Source organism: Amycolatopsis sp. NBC_01480 (assembly GCF_036227205.1).
Taxonomy (GTDB): Bacteria; Actinomycetota; Actinomycetes; order Mycobacteriales; family Pseudonocardiaceae; genus Amycolatopsis.
The window spans coordinates 7,479,088-7,497,422 of the sequence record NZ_CP109442.1 but is presented as its reverse complement, the minus strand read 5'-3'; the positions used below and the strand labels follow the sequence as shown (position 1 = coordinate 7,497,422).

Annotated in this window: 5 protein-coding genes and 1 pseudogene; 2 read left to right on the top strand and 4 right to left on the bottom strand. The window is 74.3% G+C overall.

The features are described from left to right. Positions 1-49: 49 nt before the first annotated feature. Complete coding sequence (locus OG371_RS35505) at positions 50-1,048, top strand: LLM class flavin-dependent oxidoreductase (protein ID WP_329060033.1); 999 nt, start codon at positions 50-52, stop codon at positions 1,046-1,048. A 138-nt stretch (positions 1,049-1,186) separates the two neighbouring features. On the opposite strand, the gene OG371_RS35500 is transcribed toward OG371_RS35505, so the two are convergent. Continuing rightward, positions 1,187-1,771, bottom strand: coding sequence for a TetR family transcriptional regulator (locus tag OG371_RS35500; RefSeq protein WP_329060032.1), 585 nt, complete (start codon positions 1,769-1,771; stop codon positions 1,187-1,189). A gap of 212 nt (positions 1,772-1,983) precedes the next feature. Here OG371_RS35500 and OG371_RS35495 point away from each other — a divergent pair, with 212 nt between their 5' ends. Continuing rightward, complete coding sequence (locus tag OG371_RS35495; RefSeq protein WP_329060031.1) at positions 1,984-3,468, top strand: MFS transporter; 1,485 nt, start codon at positions 1,984-1,986, stop codon at positions 3,466-3,468. Positions 3,469-3,546: 78 nt separating this feature from the next. On the opposite strand, the gene OG371_RS35490 is transcribed toward OG371_RS35495, so the two are convergent. The 3 genes and pseudogenes from OG371_RS35490 to OG371_RS35480 all read right to left on the bottom strand — a co-directional run bounded on the left by OG371_RS35490 (position 3,547) and on the right by OG371_RS35480 (position 18,315). Beyond that, positions 3,547-5,040, bottom strand: coding sequence for an FAD-dependent monooxygenase (locus OG371_RS35490; protein ID WP_329060030.1), 1,494 nt, complete (start codon positions 5,038-5,040; stop codon positions 3,547-3,549). A 46-nt stretch (positions 5,041-5,086) separates the two neighbouring features. Beyond that, positions 5,087-8,329: pseudogene (locus OG371_RS35485) on the bottom strand (type I polyketide synthase); the annotation flags it as partial. A 35-nt stretch (positions 8,330-8,364) separates the two neighbouring features. Further along, positions 8,365-18,315, bottom strand: coding sequence for a type I polyketide synthase (locus OG371_RS35480; RefSeq protein WP_329060028.1), 9,951 nt, complete (start codon positions 18,313-18,315; stop codon positions 8,365-8,367). Between the last annotated feature and the right edge of the window lie 20 nt (positions 18,316-18,335).

The following is an 18,335-nucleotide window of genomic DNA, read 5'->3' as shown; positions in this document are numbered from 1 at the left end:
GTGCTCCCGGAAAACCCTGTTGTACGAACGAGATTGGGAAACCACAACCATGTCCGCTTCTCCCGTCCTGAGCGTGCTGGACACGCACCCGGTCTTCGAGGGCATCCCCGCGCAGACCTCCATCCGCAACGGCCTCGAGCTGGCTTTGGCGGCCGAAAAGCTGGGCTACCACCGGTACTGGGTCGCCGAGCACCACAACACCCCGGGCCTCGCCTCGTCCGCGCCGACGGTGCTGATCGGGCGGGTGGCCGCGGCCACCGAGCGGATCCGGGTCGGCTCGGGCGGGGTGATGCTGCCCAACCACCCGCCGCTGGTCGTGGCCGAGCAGTTCGCCACGCTGGAGGTGTTCCACCCGGGCCGGATCGACCTGGGCGTCGGCCGTGCGCCGGGCACCGACCCGCTCACCGCGGGCGCGCTGCGCCGCTCGTCGGACCCGTTGTCCGCGCAGGACTTTCCCGAGCAGGTCAAGGAACTCGAGTACTACCTGGACGGCGGGAAGAGCCCGCGCGGGCCGGGGATGGAGATCCGCGCGGTGCCGGAGATCCCGGCCCGGCCGCCGGTGTGGATGCTCGGGTCGAGCCCGTCCAGCGGCCTGCTGGCCGCCGGGCGCGGCATGCCGTACGCCTACGCCAACCACCTGCGGCCCGACGCCGCCGAGGCCGCCACCCGCGCGTACCGCGAGAACTTCCGGCCGAGCGAGGCCTTCCCCGAGCCGTACGTGATCGTCACCGCGTTCCTGGTCGCCGCGGACACCGATGAAGCGGCCGCGCACCAGTCGGGTTCGCTCGCGCACGCGCTGGTTTCCGGGCGCAGCAACCCGTTCGCCCTGTTCCCGTTGCCCGACGACGCCGCCCGCCGCCCGCTTTCCGGCGCGGACCTGCAGATCGTGCAGTCGTCCTTCGCCGGTCAGCTGATCGGCTCCCCGGAGACGGTCAAGGCCCAGCTGGCGAACCTGGTGGACCGCACCGGCGCCGACGAGGTGATGGCCGTCGCCCCGATCGCCGACCACGAGGCGCGGGTGCACGCGTACGAGATCCTCGCCCGCTGAGCGGGGATCCACCGAGCGGCGGGGCTTGCGCCCCAATGCGGCGTTGGTTGCGTTGAGCGCACCCAATGTGGCGTTCGGTGCGCTGGACGCACCGAACGCCACATTGGGGCGCTTCGGACCAGGCCGGGCCAGAAGACGCTAAGCGGTGGCGACCAGCGGCAGCAGCACGTCGTCCACTATGGACTCCAGTTCGGCCGCCGTGAGCATCGGGCGGCCCAGCGTGCAGTCGTACATCACCATCGCCGGGGCCACCGAGGCGATCCGTCCGTTACGGGAGCCTCGGTCGGCGCCGCAGCGCTTCATGAGTTCCAGCAAGCGTTCCTGGCACGGGTCGAGCACGCGCTCGCGGAACAGCTCGCGCAGCATCGAGGTGTCGTCGCCGCTGTGGGCGGCGACCGCCTGGAACGCGGCGCGCTTGGAGTCGAACAGCGCGGCGTTCAGATAGGACACCAGCTCGATCATGCCCGCGCGCAGGGTGGCGTCCTCGGCCACTTCCGGCGGCGGCGGCAGCATGTCGCCCAGGGTGTCGCGGACCAGCTCGTCCAGGGTGCTCCACCGCCGGTACAGGGCCGCCTTGCCGGTGCCCGCCGCCGCGGCGATGCCCTCCATGCTCAGCCGGGCGTAGCCCACCGAGCAGAGCTGCTCCACGGTCGCGGTGTAGACGGCGTGCACGAGGTCTTCGCCCCGGCGCCGGGTCTTCCGTGGCGCGGCCGCCTCCGTCATGGTCTCTCCTCCGCGTTCCACCGGGTGCGTCCACGGGGTCACCATTGCCCACGCCGCGACCGGCTTGTATAGTGTACGGTGCCGTTCACTACACCGCTCGACCACGCCGTCCCGGCGGGCCGCATACCCGCCGTAACCGTTCGCCGCACTGCCTTTGCCGGAGCGCTGCCCTTCCCGGCCGCGTTCAGCCCCACCGTACCCGAGGAGAATCCATGTCGAGTTCGCCGCAGCCGCCCGCCGGGCAGGGAGCGGGGGTGAGTCCCGCCCGCGTCACCGGGCTCACCCTGGCGATCATCGTCTCCTGCGAGCTCATGCTGATGCTCGACAGCACCATCATGAACGTCGCGCTGCCGATGATCGGCCACGGCCTCGGGTTCAGCCCGAGCGGACTGTCCTGGGTGACCAACTCGTTCCTGCTCGCCTTCGGCGGCCTGCTCCTGCTGGGCGGGCGCGCCGGGGACATCCTCGGCCGCCGCCGGGCGTTCCTGATCGGCGTCGCGGTGTTCACCGCGGCTTCGCTGCTGGCCGGGGTCGCGCAGAACCCCGCGTGGCTGATCGCCGCCCGCGCGCTGCAGGGCGCGGGCGCGGCGCTCGCCGGGCCGAGCACGCTGGCCCTGCTCACCACCAACTTCACCGGTGACCGGCAGGGCAAGGCGCTGAGCGTGTACTCGTCGGTGACCGCCTCTGCGATGACACTGGGGCTGATCCTCGGCGGGATCATCACCACGCTGGCCGACTGGCGCTGGGTGCTGCTGATCAACGTGCCGATCGGACTGCTCGTGCTGGTGCTGGCGCCGAAGCACGTGGCCGAGTCGCCACGCCACAGCGGCCGGTTCGACCTGGCCGGCGCGCTGACGTCCGCGATCGGCGTGCTGGCCGTGGTTTTCGCGCTGGTGCGCACCGCCGACCACGGCTGGGGCGACCCGGTCACGCTGGTGATCCTGGCAGCCGGCGTGGTGCTGCTGGCGGCTTTCGTGGTCATCGAGCGCCGGGCCGCGCAGCCGATCATGCCGCTGGGCCTGTTCGCCAACCGGGCCCGCGCGGCCGGGTTCACGAACATGCTGCTGGTGCCGATGGTGACGATGAGCTTCCAGTTCCTGATCATCCAGTTCCTGCAGCTGGTGCTCGGCTTCACGCCGCTGCAGGCAGGCTTGGCCTTCCTGCCGATGGCGATCGGCCTGCTGATCACCTCGCGCACCGCCATCAAGGTCCTCGGCCGTTACGGCGGCAAGCCCACCGCGGCCGCCGGCCTGGTCCTGCTGGCCGCCGGCGCCGGCTGGCTCGTCACGATCACCGCGTCGACCACCTACTTCGGCGGCATCTTCGGCCCGATGCTGCTGGTCGGCCTGGCCCTGGGCCTGATCATCGTGCCGATCAACATGGCCATCATGTCCACTGTGGACCCGTCCGACGCCGGCGCCGCCTCGGGCGTGCTCCAGACCACCATGATGACCGGCTCGGCCCTGGGCATCGCCGTCCTGTCCGCGATCTACGCGAGCACCGCGGACTCCCAGTCGGCAGTGGAGATCAGCCACGACGCCATCGCGCTCGGCATGCGGCACGGGTTCATCGCCAGCACCGTGTTCGCCGTGCTGGCGCTGCTGATCACGCTGGTGATCCTCAAGACATCGGCTCCGGCCGCTGCTGCCGTGGAGGAGGCGGCTCCCGCCACGGAGCCGTCCAGTTCAGCTTCCTGACCCGCCCCCGGAAAAAAGACTCGTGAGTGGCTGTGACGGTTAGAACCGTCATAGCCACTCACGAGTCTTTGGTGCGGGTCAGCAGCAGCTGTTGCCGAAACAGGAACGCAAGGCGTCGCCGACTCGGTAGGGTTCTGTGCCGTCCGGGTCGACCGCCGCGACGCGGCCGTCGGGGCGGATGAGCAGGCGGGTGCCCGGGGAGTCCAGATCGGACACCTGGACCAGTGCCAGCCCGCAGACGGCGTCCGTGGCGCCGACGGCGTCGAGCCATTCCGGTTCGGTGTACGTCAGGGCGCCGCGGCCTTGGCGCAGCGCTTCCGCCACCTCGCCGCCGCCGAGGGTTTTCAGGCGGGCCGGGCTGAGCAGGGTGCCGACGACGCTGTCCGGGTCGGTGCCGTCCGGCTCCGGGTACCGGGCGTCCAGGCCGGTGACCAGGTCCACCAGGTAGTCGTTCACCTGAGGCAGCCCGACCAGCGTGGCGAACAGCTCCCGCAGCTGCGCCACGCCGGGAGCGGGCGCGCCGAGCGCCAGCTGCGCCGCGGTGCTGTCCGCCGCGGCCACCGCGACCGGCTGCCGCTCCTGCTGGTAAGTGTCCAAAATGGTCTCCGGCAGGGTGCCGCGCAGCACCGCGGACAGCTTCCAGCCCAGGTTCACCGCGTCCTCGACGCCGGTGTTGATCCGGGCGCCGCCGAGTGCGGGGAACACGTGCGCCGCGTCGCCCGCGAGGAAGACCCGGCCCTCGCGGTAACGCTCGGCGAGCCTGGTGCGCTGCCGGTATCGCTGTGCCCACACCACTTCGGCGGCCGACGGCAGCTCGGCGCCGGTGACCCGGCGCAGGCCCGCGACCAGCTCCGCGGTCTCCAGCGGGCCCGAGGCGTCCGCGCGGGCGCCGAACTCGGCCGTCATGAAACGCAGCAGGCCGTTGCCCGCCGGGGCGCCGGTGTAGAAGCCGCCGTTGCCGGGGTGCCGGTGGACGCCGAACAGCTCCGCCGGCAGCTTGGCGAAGTCCGCGCGCAGGTCGCCGACGAGGCCGTACGACGGGATTTCCGTTTCGGTGGCACCGATCCCGGCCAGCGGGCCGACCGGGCCGTCCGGTCCGTCGGCGCCGACCAGGTAGCGCGCCCGCAGGTCGTACGCGCCGTCCGGGCCGCGCAGCCGCGCCGTCACCCCGTCCGCGTCCTGGGTCAGGTCGACCAGCTCGGTGCCGCGGCGCAGGACCGCGCCCAGCGAGACGGCGCGCTCCGCCAGCACCCGTTCGACCGCGCTCTGCGGTACCAGGTAGGCGTTTTCCCGCTCCGCCGCGCGCACCGTCGGGTCGAGGCCGACCAGCGCGAAGTGCGCCGCGGGCAGCACCGTGCCGACCGCCCGGATCGGGTCGAGCCAGTCGCGCTGGGCCAGCAGCTCGGCGGTGCCGATGTTGATCGCGATGCCCGGGGCGGCCGGCCGCGGGCCGGGACTCTTGTCGACCAGCACGGTCGGGATCCCGACCAGCCCGAGCTCGCAGGCCAACATCAAGCCGGTCGGCCCGCCGCCGACGATCAGGACACTCGGGTCCGGAAGGGCCTGTACCACTACTCTCACCTCACTGTGCAAAGGACTGCGGACATCGTTGTTCGCTTCACCGGGGCGCGAGGCCCTTGGTCAGCTCGGCGTGCAAATACCGGACCAGGTCGTGCGGGGTCGGGTTCTCGAACACGACCACCGCGGGCAGCAGCAGCCCGGTCGACGCGCAGAGCCGGTTGCGCAGCTCCAGCGCGGTGAACGAGGTGAAACCCGCGTCGGTGAACGGGGTGCGCGCGTCGACCGCGTCCATCGAGCTGTGCCCGAGCACCTCCGCGGCCTGGCTGCGCGCCAGGTCCAGCAGCAACTGGACCTGCCCTTCGGGGTCGGCCTCGGCGAGCAGCCGGAGCAGCTCGTCGGATTCGTCGCTCACCTCGGCGACGGCCATCGGCTCGGGTTCGGGGGCGCGCCAGGTGGCCAGCGCGGGCAGGACCATGGTGAGCGCGTCCCGCTGCTCCGGCGTCAGCGTCAGCCGCGCGGCGAGGGCTTCGACGTCGGCATCGTCCACAGCGGACCAGAACGCCGCGTCGCCGCGTCCGCCGGCCGCCGGTCCGGTGAGCCAGTAGTCGTTGTGCTGGAACGGATACTTCGGCAGCTCGACGTGCGCGGCCGGGGTGTCCCCGAAGAGCCGGGACCACTCGACGTCGACGCCGTGCACGGAAGCCTGGGCCAGCGCCGTCATCAGCGAAACCTCCGCGTGGCGCTTGCGCCGCAGCAGGGGCACCGCCGTCACGTCCTGGTCGGCCAGCGTGGTCTGGGCCAGCGCGCTGAGCACGCCGTCCGGCCCGGCTTCGAGCAGCAGGTTCGCCCCGCCGTCGTGCATGGCCTGCACCGCGTCGGCGAAGCGGACCGGCGAACGCACCTGGCGCACCCAGTACCCGGGGTCCCGCAGCTCCTCGCCGGCGGGCGCGCCGGTCAGCGTGGAGTAGAACGGGATCCGCGTCTCCCGGAACGTCAGTCCGCTCAGGACTCGTTCGAACTCGTCGAGCATCGGCTCCATCAGCGAGGAGTGGAACGCGTGGCTCACCCGCAGCCGCACGCATTTGACGCCGCGGCCGCGCAGCACCGCTTCCACCGCGGCCACGCCCTCCTCGGTGCCCGACAACGTCAGCGCCTTGGGCGCGTTCACCGCGGCGACGCCGACCGAACCGGTCAGCGCGGGATCGATTTCGCCGAGCGCGGCCAGCACGTCGGCCTCCGTGGTGGCGGCCGAGATCATCGAGCCGCCGGGCGGCAGCGCGCCCATCAGCGTGGCCCGCGCGGCCACCAGGCGCGCCCCGTCCTCGAGGTCCAGCACCCCCGCGGTGACCGCCGCCGCGATCTCCCCCACCGAGTGCCCGCAGACGTGCGCGGGCACAACCCCCAGCGAACGGCAGACCTCGACCAGCGACACCTGCAAGGCGAACAACGCGGTCTGGGCGTAGACGGTGTGGTCGATCAGCCCGCCCTGGCCGCCATAGACCACTTCGGTGAGCGGCTTCGGCAGCGCCGGGTCGACCACGGCGGTGACCCGGGCGAAGGTCTCGGCGTAGATGCCGCCGAACACGCCGCCCGGGGCATGCAGCTCGGCGCCCATCGCGTCGCGCTGGCTGCCCTGTCCGGTGAACAGGAAGCCCAGCGCGCCAGAGGTTTCGGCCGATCCGGTCGCGGTCCCGCGGGCGGTCCGGCCGGCCGCGATCGAGCTGAGGCCGTGCCGCAGGTCGTTGCGGTCGGCGCCGATCACCACGGCGCGCACCGGGTGGCCGGCCCGCGTGGTGGCCAGCGCGCGGCCGGCCGCCCACGGGTCCACGGCCGGGTCCGCGGCGAGTTCGGCCAGCCGGGCGGCCTGCGCCCGCAGCGCCCCGGCGGACCGGGCGGAGAACACCCACGGCACCGGGCCCTCGGCCGGGGACGGCGCCGGCTCGGCCGGTTCCACCGCCGGGGCCGACTCGATGATCAGGTGCGCGTTGGTCCCGCTGATGCCGAACGAGGAGACCGCGCCACGGCGGACCTGCCCGCGCTCCGGCCACGGCGTCGCCGAGGTGGCGAGCCGCACGCCGCCGCCTTCCCAGTCGACGCGCGAAGACGGGGTGCCGGCGTGCAGCGAAGCCGGCACAAGCTGGTGCCGCAATGCCTCGACCATCTTGATCACCCCGCCGACCCCGGCGGCGGCCTGGGTGTGGCCGAGGTTCGACTTGAGCGAGCCGAGCAGCACCTCGTCTCCCCCGGCGCGGCCCTGGCCGTACACGGCCTGCAGCGCGGTGATCTCGATCGGGTCGCCCAGCGTGGTGCCGGTCCCGTGGCCCTCGACCACGTCGACGGCCTCCGGGCCGAGGCCCGCGTCGTCGAGCGCGGCGCGGATGACGCGTTGCTGGGCCAGGCCGTTCGGCGCGGTGAGGCCGTTGGACTGCCCGTCCTGGTTGACCGCGGACCCGGCGAGCACGGCCAGCACCCGGTCGCCGTCACGGCGCGCGTCGGACAGCCGCTTGAGCACCACGAGACCGACGCCCTCGCCGAACCCGGTGCCGTCGGCGTCGTCGGCGTACGAGCGGCACCGGCCGTCCGGCGAGAGCCCTCGCTGGCGGCTGAACTCGATGAACGGCCCCGGATTCGACATCACCGTCGCCCCGCCGGCCAGCGCCAGCGAGCACTCCCCCGCGCGCAGCGACTTCATCGCCAGGTGCAGCGAAACCAGCGAAGACGAGCACGCCGTGTCGACGGTGATCGCGGGCCCGTGGAAGCCGAAGGTGTAAGCGATCCGGCCGGACGCCACGCTCGGCGAGCTGCCCTGGCCGAGGAACGCCTCCAGCTCCGGCGGCGCGGACCCGAGCCGGGTGCCGTAATCGCTGTACATCAGGCCGACGAACACACCGGTGTCGCTGCCCCGCAAGGCGTTCGCGTCGAGCCCGGCGTCTTCGATGCCCTCCCAGCCGACCTCGAGCAGCAGCCGCTGCTGCGGGTCCATCGCCAGCGCCTCACGCGGCGCGATCCCGAAGAACCCGGCGTCGAAGCCCGCGGCCTCGGCCAGGAACCCGCCGGACCCGGTCACCGAATGCCCGGTGCTGGCCGGATCGGGGTCGACCAGGGTGTCCAGCGCCCAGCCCCGGTCGCCCGGGAAGCCGGAGATCGCGTCCACCCCCTCGGTGACCAGCCGCCACAGCGCGGCCGCCGAATCGGCGCCGCCGGGGTACCGGCAGGCGGTGCCGATCACCGCGATCGGCTCCCGGCTCGCCGCTTCGGCCGCGCGCAGCCTGCGCTTGGTCGCCTGCAGGTCGATCGTGACCTTCCGCAGGTACTCCACCAGCTCCTGCTCGCTGGGCATGGGATCTCCTCCACCGATGACGGGACGGGTTCGGCTCAGCCGTCGACTGCGCTGTCGATGCTGTCGATGAATCGGAGCAACGCGTCGGCGTCGCCTTCGAGCAGGTCGGGCTCTTCGGCGCCGCCATCCGGCTCCCCGGCCGGGGTCAGCCGGCCGATCAGCCGGTGCAGCCGGCCGGCCAGCCGCTCCCGGGTGGCGTTGTCCACTGTGGACGCTTGCAGGACCCGTTCCAGCCGGTCCACTTCGGCCAGCGGGTCGGCGGCCGGGGCGGCGGGCCCGGCCGAGGCGAGGGACACCAGTTCCAGCAGGTGCGCCGCGAGCGCGGACACCGTCGGGTAGTCGAACACCACCGTGGTCGCCAGCCGGACGTCCGCGGCGCGGGCGAGCCGGTTGCGCAGCTCCACCGCGCTCAGCGAGGTGAACCCGAGTTCGGTGAACGGCTGGTCCAGCGGGACCGCCGACGCCTCGCCAGGACCCAGCACCGCGGCGACGTGGTCGCGGGCGAAGGCCGTGACGATCGCCGCCCGCTCCTGCGGTTCGGCCGACGCGAGCCGCGCCGCCAGACCGGCCGGCCGCGCCGCCACCGGCCCGGCGGGCGCGGTGAGGCCGGCCAGCAGCGGGTGCGGGCTGCCGCCGCGGGCCCGCAGGCCCGCGAGGTCCAGCCGGATCGGCACGGTGACCGGCTCGCCGGCGGCCAGCGCCGCGTCGAACAGGTCGCGGCCGAGCGCGTCGGTGATCGGCTGGATGCCCGCGGCGGCCAGCCGGGCGAGGTCGTCCGCGCCCAGCTCGCCGGTCATGCCGCTGGCCGTCGCCCAGAGGCCCCAGGCCAGTGCGGCACCCGGCAGGCCGAGCGCGTGACGGTGCCGGGCCAGGGCGTCGAGGTAGGCGTTCGCCGCCGCGTAGCCGGCCTGCCCGCCGCTGCCGAATGTCCCGGCAGCGGCGGAAAACAGCACCAGTTGCGCGTCGGGCGCCAGCTCGTGCAGGTGCCAGGCGCCGAGCACCTTCGGCCGCAGCACCGCGGCCAGCCGCTCGGGGGTGAACGTGTCGACCAGGCCGTCGTCCAGCACCCCGGCGGCGTGCACCACCAGGCTGATCGGACGACCGGCGAGCGCCGCGGCCACCGAGTCCCGGTCCCCGACCTCACACGCCACCGTCTCGACGCTCGCGCCGAGCCCGGCCAGTTCCTCGGCGAATTCCGTGGCTCCGGGGGCGTCGCCGCCTCGACGGCTGAGCAACAGCAGCTCGCGGACGCCGTGCCGGGTCACCAGGTGCCGGGCGATGGTCCGGGCGAGCGTGCCCGAACCGCCGGTGACGACCGCGGTGCCCTCGCCCGCGCCCCAGCCCTGGCCGGCCGGCGCGCTCAGCGGCACCAGCCTCGGCACGAAGACCTCCGCCGGGGTCACCGACAGCTGCGGATGGCCGGTGCGCAACGCGGCCAGCACCATCGCCCCGTCCTGCGCGGCGGTTTCGTCCGCGAGGTCGAGCAGCACGATCCGGTCCGGGTGCTCGCTTTGCGCCGTGCGCAGCAGTCCCCAAGCGGTGGCCGCCGCCGGGTCGGGCACCGCGGCGGTCGCCCCGGTGGTGACCACGACGAGCCGGGCTTCCGGGGCGTCTTCCCGCCAGCGGTGCACCAGGCTCAGCGCGGCGTTCGCGGCGGCCTCCGCGGCCTCGGCGTCGGTGCCGGACGCCGGGAGCACGGCGAGCACCGTTTCCCCCGTCACGGCAAGGAAATCCGGGACGACGCAGACGCCGCCGCCCGCCGCGATCAGCTCGGCGGCCAGGCGCTCGGCCGGACCGGCGAGCACGGCCATCTCGTCCGGCCATCCTGCCGGATCCGCTGTACCGGAGGCCAGGGCAACCGCAGGAATCCAGCGGGGCACGAACAACGCGTCGTCGACCACCGCCGCGGCGGCGAGGACGTCCGAGGGCACCGCGCGCAGCGAGAGCGAGTCGATGCTCAGCAGCACCCGGCCGGTGCTGTCGGCCAGCACCACCGCCAGCTCGTCGTCGCCCCGCGGTTCGATCCGGGCTCGCAGGGCTCCCGCGGCCGGATCACCCGCGCCATACCGGCGCACCCCGGACCAGGCGAACGGCAGCCGGATGTGCCCGGCGGGCAGGTCGACGGCCGGGAGGAGGCCGATCGCGTGCAGAGCAGCGTCCACAGTGGCCGGATGGACGTGATAACCGTTGGCCACCAAGGGTTCCACCTCGACGTACCGGGTTTCCCCGGAGCGCCACGCGGCTCGCAGGCCACGCAACGCGGGACCGTACTGATAGCCCTGCGCCGCCAGGTCCGCGTAAAGCCCGTCCACGGCGATCGGCTCCGCGCCGGCCGGGGGCCAGTCCTCGAGGGTCTCGGTCACCGGCGGCACCTCGGGGACCAGCGCGGCGGTGGCGTTCTGCGTCCACTCCGGCGTGCTGGTGCGCGAGTGCACCAGCACCGCGCGCCGTCCGTCCGCGTCCGGCGCCTCGACCGTGACGCGCAGCTCGGCTCCCCCGTCCCGCGGCAGCACCAGCGGGGCGACCACGGCGAGTTCGGCCAGGCCGGACTCGGTCCGCAGCACCTGCGCGACGTGCAGGGCCAGGTCGGCCAGCGCGGTGGCGGGCACCAGCGTGCTGCCGAACACCGCGTGGTCGGCGACCCACGGATCGGCCGCGACCGAGATCCGCCCGGTGAACACCGTGCTGCCGTCGGGCAGCTCCATCCCGGCGCCGAGCACCGGGTGCCCGGCCGCCACCAGCCCCAGCGCCGTGGGGTCCGCGGTGCCGCGCGCCGGCTCGGGCCAGAAGTACCGGCCCTGGAACGGGTACGTCGGCAGCTGCGCCATCGGGCCCGGGGTCAGCGCCGGCGTCCAGTCGACCGGCACCCCGGCCGTGGCCAGCTCGGCCACCGCCGCCAGCCAGCGCCGCCGCCCGCCCCGTTCGCGGACCAGCGTGCCGGCGACCACGGAGCCCGCCCCGCCCGTCGCCGCTTCCACGGTCTCCTCGACCGCCAGCCGCAACGTCGGGTGCGGGCTCGGCTCCAGGAACACCCGGTAGCCCTGCGCGGCCAGCCCGCTCACCGCCTCCTGCAGGCGCACGGTCTGGCGCAGGTTGGTGTACCAGTACTCGGCGTCCATTGTGGAGGGATCGATGGCGGAGCCGGTCACGGTGGACTGGATGAGCACCGTCGTCGGCTGGGGCCGGATGCCGGCCAGGTCGCGGGCCAGCCGCTCCCGCAGCCGCTCGACCTGCCGGGTGTGCGAGGCGTAGTCCACCGGGATACGGCGGGCGGTCACCCCGGCCTCGGCGCATTCGGCCATCAGCTCGTCCAGCGCGCCCGGCTCGCCCGCGACGACGGTCGCGGTCGGCCCGTTGACCGCGGCGATGTCGATCCGGCCGTCCCAGCGTTCGATCCGGGCGGTCGCCTCGGCGGTCGTCGCGACCATCGAAACCATGCCGCCCATCCCGGCCAGCTCGCCGATCGCGATGCTGCGCCGGGCCACGACCAGCGCGGCGTCCTGCAGGGTCAGGGCGCCCGCCACGCAGGCGGCCGCGATCTCCCCCTGCGAGTGCCCGATCACCGCGTCCGGGTGCACCCCGTACGACTGCCACAGCCGCGCCAGCGAGACCATCACCGCGAACAGCATCGGCTGCACCACGTCGACCCGGTCGAGCCCCGGCGCGCCCGGCTCGGCCCGCAGCACCGCGAGCGGCGACCAGTCGACGTGCTCGGCCAGCGCCTCGGCGCATTCGGTGAACGCGTCGGCGAACGTGTCGCTGCTGTCGAACAGCTCCGCCGCCATCCCGGCCCACTGCGAGCCCTGGCCGGGGAAGACGAACGCGACCGGCCCGTCCGCGCCGCGCACGACCCGCCCGCTGACCACGGTGTCGGCGGGTGGCTCGCCCGTCTCCCGCAGTGCCGCGCGCAGGCCCTCGGCGTCCTCGGCGAGGACCACGGTCCGGTGCTCGAAGGTGTCCCGGTGCCGGGCCAGCGTCCGAGCCACCGCGGCGACGTCGTGGTTGTCTTCCAGCGAGAGCCGGGTGGTGAGTTCGCGCAGCGCGTCCTCGGACCGGGCGGAGAGCACGAACGGGAGAACCTGCCGCTGCTCGTCCACTGTGGACATCTCAGGGGCTTCGGCCTGTTCCAGGATCACGTGTGCGTTCGTCCCGCTGATCCCGAACGAAGACACCGCCGCGCGCCGCGGCCGGTCCACCTCGGGCCAGGGCGCGGTTTCGGTCACCAGCGCGACGCCGCCGCCGGTCCAGTCCACCTTGCCGCTGGGCGCGTCCACGTGCAGGGTCGCGGGCAGCAGTCCGTGCCGCAGCGCCTCCACTGCCTTGATCACCCCGGCGACGCCCGCGGCGGCCTGGGTGTGGCCGATGTTGGACTTCACCGAGCCGAGCCACAGTGGACGGTCGGCGGGCCGCCCCTGGCCGTAGGTCGCCAGCAGCGCACTGGCCTCGATCGGGTCGCCGAGGCGGGTGCCGGTGCCGTGCGCCTCCAGCAGATCCACGTCCGCGGTGGTGAGCCCGGCGCCGGCCAGGGTCTCGCGGATCAGCCGCTCCTGCGCGGCCCCGTTCGGCGCGGACAGGCCGTTGCTGGCGCCGTCCTGGTTCAGGCCGTGGCCACGCAGGACGGCCAGCACGGGGTGGCCGTTGCGGCGCGCGTCGGACAGGCGTTCCAGCAGGACGAGCCCGGCGCCCTCGCCCCAGCCGGTGCCGTCGGCGGCGTCGGCGAACGCCTTGCAGCGCCCGTCCGGGGCGAGTGCCCGCTGCCGGCTGAACTCGACGAACAGGCTGGGCTTGGACAGCACCGTGACCCCGCCGGCGAGCGCCAGCGTGCACTCGCCGGCGCGCAGGGCCTTGGCGGCCAGGTGCATCGACACCAGCGAGGACGAGCAAGCGGTGTCCACGCTGACCGCCGGGCCCTGCAGGCCGAAGGTGTAGGCGAGCCGTCCGGAAAGGACACTGCTCGCGGTGCCGGTGACCACAAAGCCTTCGGTGGCCGCGGAACCGGCGTCCGCCATCAGCAGCGACGAGTACTCCTGGCCGTTGGTCCCGACGAACACCCCGGTCGAGGTCCCGCGTACGTCGCCGGCCCGCAGCCCGGCGCGTTCGAACAGCTCCCAGGCGATCTGGAGCAGCACCCGCTGCTGCGGGTCCATCGACAGCGCCTCCCGCGGCGAGATGCCGAAGAACGCCGCGTCGAAGTTCGTCGCGTCGTGCAGGAACCCGCCGGTGCGCACGGTGGACTTGCCCGCCGCCTCCGGATCGGGGTCGTAGAGCGCCTCCGGGTCCCAGCCGCGGTCGGCCGGGAACTCGCCGACGGCGTCGGTGCCCTCGACGACCAACCGCCACAGGTCTTCCGGAGTCTGCACGCCGCCGGGGAACCGGCAGCTCATCGAAACGACCGCAATCGGGTCGTCGTCGGTTTCGGCGCCGACCTGCGGGCCCTCCTCCGCGGTGTCTTCGCCGAGCAGGCCGAGCAGGTGGGTGGCGAGCGCGTCCGGGGTCGGCTGGTCGAACACCACCGTCGTGGGCAGCGTCAGGCCGGTGGCCGCGACGATCCGGTCCCGGAACTCGACCGCGGTCAGCGAGTCGATGCCCAGCTCGGTGAACGGGCGGGCCGGGTCCAGCGCGGCCGGGTCCCGGTGCCCGAGCACCGCGGCGACCTGGTCGCGGACCAGCTCCCGGAGCGCGTGTTCCCGTTGCCGGGCCGGGATTCCGGCCAGTCCGGTGTGTCCGGTGAGCGCGGCGAGTCCGGCCGCCGGGGCCGGTTCCGCCGGCGCGAGCACGCCGTCGAAGAAGCGCGTCGGACGGGCCGAGGTGATCGCCTTGACGAACACCGGCCAGTCGATGTCCGCGATCACCGCGGTGGTGGCGTCGCCGGCCAGCACGTCGGCCAGCGCGACGACGGCCCGTTCCGGGTCCAGCCCGCGCAGGCCGCGCTTGCGCAGGTACTCGGCGGCCTCCGCGTCGACCATGCCTTCGCCGGCCCACCGGCCCCACGCGACGGAAACGGCCTTCTGCTTCCGGCCCCGCCGGGTGGCGGCGACCGCGTCGAGCGCGGCGTTCGCGGCGGCGTACAGGGCCTGCCCGCCCGCGCCCCAGGTCCCGGAAACCGAGGAGTACAGCACAAAAGCGTCAAGATCGGTGTCGGCGAAGATCACGTCGAGGGCCTTGGCGCCCTCGACCTTGGCGCCGAGCACGTCCGCCACCTCAGCCGGCGTGATCGAGTCCGTTTCGCCGAGCCACAACGCGCCCGCGGTGTGCACCACAGTGCGGTACGGCGCCTTCGGGTCCTTCGCCGACGCGACGACCGAAGCCAGCTCCCCGGCATCGGTCACGTCACAGGCGAGGATCTCCACCTCGGCCCCGAGCCCGGTCAGCTCGGCACGCAAGGCCTCGTCGCCGTCCGCGGCCGGGCCACGCCGGCTGAGCAGGACGAGCCGGGTCGCGCCGCGTTCGACGAGCAGCCGGGCGACGTGCCCGCCCAGCGCGCCGGTGCCGCCGGTGATCAGCGCCGTGCCGCTGGTGCGCCACGCCCCGCCGCGGTCCTCGGCCCGGACCAGCCGCGGCACGAACGCGCCCGCCTGCCGGACCGCGTACTGGTCTTCGGCCCCGGGCTCACCGAGCACGGCGCGCAGCCGCGCGGACGTCCGCCGGTCCAGGGTGGCGGGCAGGTCCAGCAGGCCGCCGCGGCGTCCCGGGCGCTCCAGCGAAATCGTGCGCAGGAGTCCCCACACCGCGGCCTGCCCCGGCCGCGTGGCGCGACGGCTGTCGCTCGGCACCGCGGCGACGGCGTCCCGGGTGACGACCCAGACCGGGGCTTCGATCCCGGCGGCCGCGGTGAGCGCGGTGAGGGTGGTGGTGATCGGCTCTTCGTCCGCGACGGCGATCACCACCCCCGCGATCTCGTCATCTTGGTGGCCGGTAAGGGTTTCCGCCGTCACCGAGCGCACGTCGGCACCGCCTTCGCCGAGCGCGGCGACCAGGTCGGCCGGACCGTCGACGACCAGCCAGGTGCCGCCGGGCATCGTGTCGCCGGTCGGCACGGCGGACCAGCGGACGTGCAGCCGCAGTTCGGCCGCGGCGGCCCGTTCGGCCTGCCCGCGCCGCCACTTCGCCAGCGCGGGGACGAGTTCGCCCAGCGCGGCCCGGCCGGATTCGGGCAGTTCCAGTGTGTCGCCCAGGGCCGTGACGTCGTCGGCCTCCACGGCCGCCCAGAAGTCCGCGCTCGCACCGGCTTCCCCGGTCGGCGGCGCGGCCGGGGTGAGCCACAGGTCGCTCCGCTGGAACGGGTACGTCGGCAGGCTGGTCCGCGCGGCGCCGGTCCAGTCGAACACCGAGACCCGGTCCGGCGAAGCGGTCCGCAGCTGCGCTGTCACCACCGCGCCGAGCAGGGTCTCCGCCGCGTCGCGCTTCTCCTTCGCCGCGGAGGCGAACACCACCTCGTCCGTGCTTTCCCGGCCCAGCGCGCTCAACGCGCCGTCCGGCCCGATCTCCACGGCCGTGCGGATCCCGAGCCCGGCGAGCGTGCGCACGCCGTCGGCGAACCGGACCGCCTGGCGGATGTGCCGCGCCCAGTACTCCGGGGACCGGGCCTCGTCGGCGGTCAGCAGCCGGCCGGTCAGGTTGGAGACCACCGGCACCGACGGCTCGCGGAAGGTCAGCCCGGCCGCGACCGCGGTGAACTCCTCGAGCGCCCCGGCCATGTGCGGGGAGTGGAACGCGTGGCTGACGCGCAGCCGGGTCACCTTGCGCCCGGCCGCGGTCCAGTGCGCGGCCAGCTCCTCGACCGCGTCCCGGTCGCCGGACACCACTGTCGCTTGTGGACCGTTGACCGCGGCGATCTCGGCCCGGTCCCGGTAGTCCCCCAGCGTCTCGCGGACCTCGTCCTCGCCCGCGCGGATCGCCGCCATCGCCCCGCCGGCCGGGGCGGCCGCCATCAGCCGGCCGCGGGCGCCGACCAGCACCACCGCGTCGGCCAGCGACAGCACCCCCGCGGCGTGCGCGGCGGCCAGCTCGCCGATGGAGTGGCCGAGCAGCGCGTCCGGGCGCAGGCCCCAGGCGTGCAGCTGGCGGTGGAGCGCGACCTCCACGGCGAACAGCGCGGGCTGGGTGAATTCGGTCTGGTTGAGCCGATCCGCGTCCGGGGTGCCCGGCTCGGCCCACATCACCGGCCGCAACGGCGCGGGCAGCAGCGGGTCGAAGCTGTCGGTGATCTCGTCCAAAGCCTCGGCGAACACCGGGAACGCCGCGTGCAGCTCCCGGCCCATGCCCGGGCGCTGGCTGCCCTGCCCGGCGAACAGGAAGGCCAGTCCGCCGGTGACGGTGCTCGGCGCGACCCGGCCGTCGGCGATCTCGGCCAGCGCGGTGAGCAGGCCGTCGCGGTCGGCGGCGACCACACCCGCGCGGTGCTCGAACAACGACCGGCCCGCAGCCACCGAATAGGCCACGTCCAGCGGGCGCGGCGCCGGGTCCGCGCGCAGCACGGTGTCCAGGCGCCGGGCCTGGTCCCGCAGCGCGTCCGCGGACCGGGCGGACAGCACGAGCGGCACCGCGGGCAGCGTCACCGGGGTGTCGGCGGGCTCGAACGCCTCGTCGGCCTGCTCGACGATCACGTGCGCGTTGGTCCCGCTGATCCCGAACGACGACACCGCCGCGCGACGCGGGCGGTCGGTCTCCGGCCACGGCGTCGCATCGGTGAGCAGCCGCACCGCGCCTTCGGCCCAGTCGACCTCGGCGCTGGGCTCCCCCACGTGCAGGGTCGGCGGCAGTTGCCCGGCCCGCAACGCCATGATCATCTTGATCAGCCCGGCCGCCCCGGCCGCGGCCTGCGTGTGCCCGATGTTGGACTTGACCGAGCCAAGCCACAATGGACGGTCGGCGGGCCGGGACCGGCCGTAGACCTCCAGCAGCGCCCGGGCTTCGATCGGGTCGCCGAGCACGGTGCCCGTGCCGTGCGCCTCGACGGTGTCCACGTCTTCGGCGCGGAGCCCGGCGGCGGCCAGTGCCGAGGCGATGACCCGGGCCTGCGCCGGGCCGCTCGGGGCAGTCAGCCCGTTGCTCGCGCCGTCCTGGTTGACCGCGCTGCCCCGGATCACGGCGAGCACCGGGTGGCCGTTGGTGCGGGCTTCGGAGAGCCGTTCGAGCAGCAGCAGTCCGGCGCCCTCACCGAGGCCGGTCCCGTTGGCGTCGCCGGAGAACGACCGGCACCGCCCGTCCGGGGACAGCCCGCCCTGCCGGGAGAACTCGACGAACACCTCGGGGGTGGCGATCACCGTGGCCCCGCCGGCCAGCGCCAGCGAGCACTCCCCCTGCCGCAGCGACTGCACGGCGAGGTGCGTCGCCACGAGCGAGGACGAGCAGGCGGTGTCGAGTGTGATGGCCGGGCCGCGGAACCCGAGCTGGAAGGCCACCCGCCCGGACGCGACGCTGTTCTGCGTGCCGGTCATCCGGTAGCCCTCGACGCCGGGATCTTCGTTGCCCGCGCTGTAGTCCTGGCCGATCACGCCGGCGAACACCCCGGTGTCGCTGCCCCGCAGCGTGGCCGCGTCGATCCCGGCGCGTTCGATGGCCTCCCAGGCGGTTTCCAGCAGCAACCGCTGCTGCGGGTCGGCGGCGATCGCCTCGCGGGGGCTCATCTCGAAGAACGCCGGGTCGAACCCGCCCGCCCCGGTCAGGAACCCGCCGCTGCGCGCCTCCTCGGCGCCCAGCCCGCTGTCGGACGGCAGCCCGGCCAGGTCCCAGCCGCGGTCGCCGGGGAACGGGGTGATCGCGTCGGTCCCGGTCCGCACCAGCTCCCACAGGTCCTCGGGCGCGCTGACCCCGCCGGGGAACCGGCAGCCGATGCCGATCACCGCGATCGGCTCGTTCGCCCGCGCCTCGTGCTCGCGCAGCCGGTGCCGCGCGGACTTCAGGTCGGCGGTGGCCCGGCGCAGGTAATCGCGGAGCCGGTCCTCGGTCGAGCCGGCGCTGCCCTGCCGGTCGGTCACGGTCATCACACCTTCGCAGTCTGTGG

Bases quoted from the DNA above. Each gene is read 5' to 3' on its own strand.
- OG371_RS35505 (WP_329060033.1), top strand. From the start codon at position 50: ATGTCCGCTTCTCCCGTCCTGAGCGTGCTGGACACGCACCCGGTCTTC.
- OG371_RS35500 (WP_329060032.1), bottom strand. From the start codon at position 1,771: ATGACGGAGGCGGCCGCGCCACGGAAGACCCGGCGCCGGGGCGAAGAC.
- OG371_RS35495 (WP_329060031.1), top strand. From the start codon at position 1,984: ATGTCGAGTTCGCCGCAGCCGCCCGCCGGGCAGGGAGCGGGGGTGAGT.
- OG371_RS35480 (WP_329060028.1), bottom strand. From the start codon at position 18,315: ATGACCGTGACCGACCGGCAGGGCAGCGCCGGCTCGACCGAGGACCGG.